The sequence below is a fragment of the Escherichia sp. KCJ4928 genome (assembly GCF_004352695.1).
GTDB lineage: Bacteria > Pseudomonadota > Gammaproteobacteria > Enterobacterales > Enterobacteriaceae > ECMA0423.
The window spans coordinates 1-2,557 of sequence record NZ_SJWV01000325.1; the positions used below are offsets into that span (position 1 = coordinate 1).

Consider the following 2,557-nt stretch of genomic DNA (forward strand, 5'->3'; position numbering starts at 1 on the left):
GGGGTTTCTCCCCGCAGTGGACCTTTCCGATGGGGGCCCGTTTACCGCCTCACGGGACAGCTGTCCGGGGGCGGACGCAAAATTTTTTGCCGGGTTCATGGCTAAAAATTTTGTGGCCGGTGCATCTCACCCTGGACAGATGGAACGGGAGGGGGTTACGTCTGCCCCCCGGAAAGTCCACAGCGGGAAACAGGCCGCAGAGGTGGCGGCAGGAGGGAGGACTGCTGCGCCATCAGGCGCAGTTTCCTCACACACCGTCAGGTGTGCAGGGAGCGCAGGTCACGGCGCGACAGAGGCGGCGCGACCGGAACGGTCGCTGCAAGCCCGGGTTTTCACGCATCGGACCGTAGCGGCAGCCCGAAACCGCGCCAGCGGGTTCGGCGGAGACTGGCGGGTGCGCCAGCAGCTGCCTGTCGGAGTCGGGCCTGACGACCGGATGCCGCCAGGCAGCCGGGAGCCGAAGGGTGTCCCCGCCCCCGGGAGTCAGAACAACAGAAACGACAAAACAGAAAAATGCCTCACACCATGACGGGCAGGAAGGGCAGCGCCGCAGGCGCGGCCCTCCTGTATTTCAGGCAGGCGTAAGCCTGCCAGGGTTTTCCGGCGGCCCGGCAGGCCATACCCCCGCCGGAGCGGGGGAGTAAATCACCGACGGAACACATGACCGTCAATAAAGGTGAAGGAGTCCAGGAATAAATCCCGCGCATACGCCTCATAGTCAAAATAGAGCGCCACCGTCTCCGGCACGTCAGCCAGCAGGCCGGTATCACTGACGAACTCAACCGCAAAAGCCTCCTCACTGTCAGCCTCGCCCCACCAGGCATCGCGGAAGGTGTCAAAATCCGTCTCACCGGTATCATCCACCCAGAGACGATAAGCCTCTTCGCAGCCTTCATCCCGTGCCCGGCGGAAGCCTTCAACCCAGGCCCAGTTGATATGACATTCAGAGGCCATATTCCCCGGGAAACCCTCATAATCCTGAAACATCAGTTCAGGATCGGCTTCATCCTGGTGAAGAGCACGGCAGGCGGCGAAAAAGTCGCGTTCATCATCAAACGTTGTCAGGTCAAACCAGCGGCCAGCGATGCTTCCACAGTTGTATTTGTGCCAGGTTCCAACGTATACAGCAGGTGCAACAACAGACATTCCCGAATCCTCCATAGTCACATGTTCTGCGACACCGGGCGGTGCCGTGCCTCCATCTTTGCCGGGCCTGCAGGGATGCAAGGGCGCAAGGGAAGCCGCAGCCCGACGCGCACGGCTGACGGGAGTTGGAGGGTGAGACCGCGAAATCTGAGCGGGTGAACGACCGGAAAATCACGGCAGACGGGAAGGAGGGACCGGGTGACCGCAGCGGTTCATCTTACCTTGCATCCCGCCCGCAGAAGCCCGGCTACGATGGAGGCACGGCACAGCCCGCACACGACGCTGAGGCCACATAACTGAAAACCCACAAGGCCATGCCCCGCATGGCCGGGTAAAAGCGGAGCCGCCGGCGACTTCCTTATTCCGATGAGAGCAGAGGACACGCCGCATGACCTCCAGACCACCCCTGATATGAAACGATCATGACCGGCATGTCCCTGCCCCTCAAGCATACCTCCACTGGTTCACCGAAGAACATCCGTGATGCTCACAAGTTTTCTGTCGCGCAGCCAGTCCTGCGCTTCACGCACCACACAACTGTCCGGTTTCACCGCTTTCAGAGAAGATGCCAGTCGCTTGATCAACATCACCAGTTCCCGTGTCTGTATGTCCGGCATTGTCTCCGGCGGAGCAGAGGGACTCTCATTTCCGACGCCCATCCCATGCGCTTCCAGTGTGGCACGGACAAACCAGGCAGCATCGACCAGTTGCTGGCGAATCCAGGCCAGATCGGCATTTCTGTCACGGGCTGCCATTCGCTCACCCGACAGCGCCTTGCTGATATGGCTGCGCACCAGATTATCCAGGAGTTCCTGCGCTTCTTCCGGTGAAAAGCCACCTGGTATCTCTGTGCGCAACAGTCCTTTCCTGTACAGTAGCTGCAGCAGATCAATCTGCGACCGCACTGCAACTATCAGTACATAACGGACAATATTCGCACTGGCGGTGGTTTCTGTATCATTCAGCAGTTCCTCCGGATCATTACCACCGGTATTGCAGAGCAACGGCAACAGAGGTCGCATCCACACGGGAACCTGATATTGTTCGTCTGATTTCATCATATTGCGTTCTCCAGCTTGTTCGGGATCATCCACTGCTCAAGTGCACGTACCTGTACCGGTGCACCACGACCGGCCTCACCGGCTTCAAAAATCAGCCGCCAGAGTGGTTCCTCCTGCCAGAAAAACCGGTCAAATGATGACAGTGATGGAAAACGCCCGCACCACCCCCAGAAAATCGTTTCCAGATCATGCTCCTCAACAACACCAGACCAGCGGGACAACCAGCTTCCGACCGTGGCGGGAGTATGAAACGCAAGGTCAATCTGCGCCTGAGCAAAACATGTCTGGTATTCCAGTTCCCGTCGTTCTGCCTCACGTTCCCGCTNGCGGCTGTATTTCTGCTCTGTCAG

3 protein-coding genes and 1 pseudogene are annotated in these 2,557 nt (G+C 59.1%); 1 reads left to right on the forward strand and 3 read right to left on the reverse strand.

What is annotated here, in order from left to right:
- Nucleotides 1–264: 264 nt before the first annotated feature.
- Nucleotides 265–333: pseudogene (locus E0D98_RS28125) on the forward strand (pilus protein); the annotation flags it as partial.
- 312 nt (nt 334–645) lie between these two features.
- On the opposite strand, the gene E0D98_RS23245 reads toward E0D98_RS28125, so the two are convergent.
- The 3 genes from E0D98_RS23245 to E0D98_RS23260 all read right to left on the reverse strand — a co-directional run.
- A complete protein-coding gene (locus E0D98_RS23245; RefSeq protein WP_000117627.1) occupies nt 646–1,146 on the reverse strand; it encodes an antirestriction protein ArdA in 501 nt (166 codons plus the stop codon).
- Nucleotides 1,147–1,610: 464 nt separating this feature from the next.
- Nucleotides 1,611–2,207, reverse strand: a complete 597-nt coding sequence (locus E0D98_RS23255) for a hypothetical protein (protein ID WP_000978007.1) — start codon at nt 2,205–2,207, stop codon at nt 1,611–1,613.
- Nucleotides 2,204–2,557 (reverse strand): plasmid SOS inhibition protein A (locus E0D98_RS23260; RefSeq protein WP_131891125.1); only part of this gene is annotated, 354 nt, incomplete at its 5' end. The genes E0D98_RS23260 and E0D98_RS23255, both read right to left, overlap by 4 nt.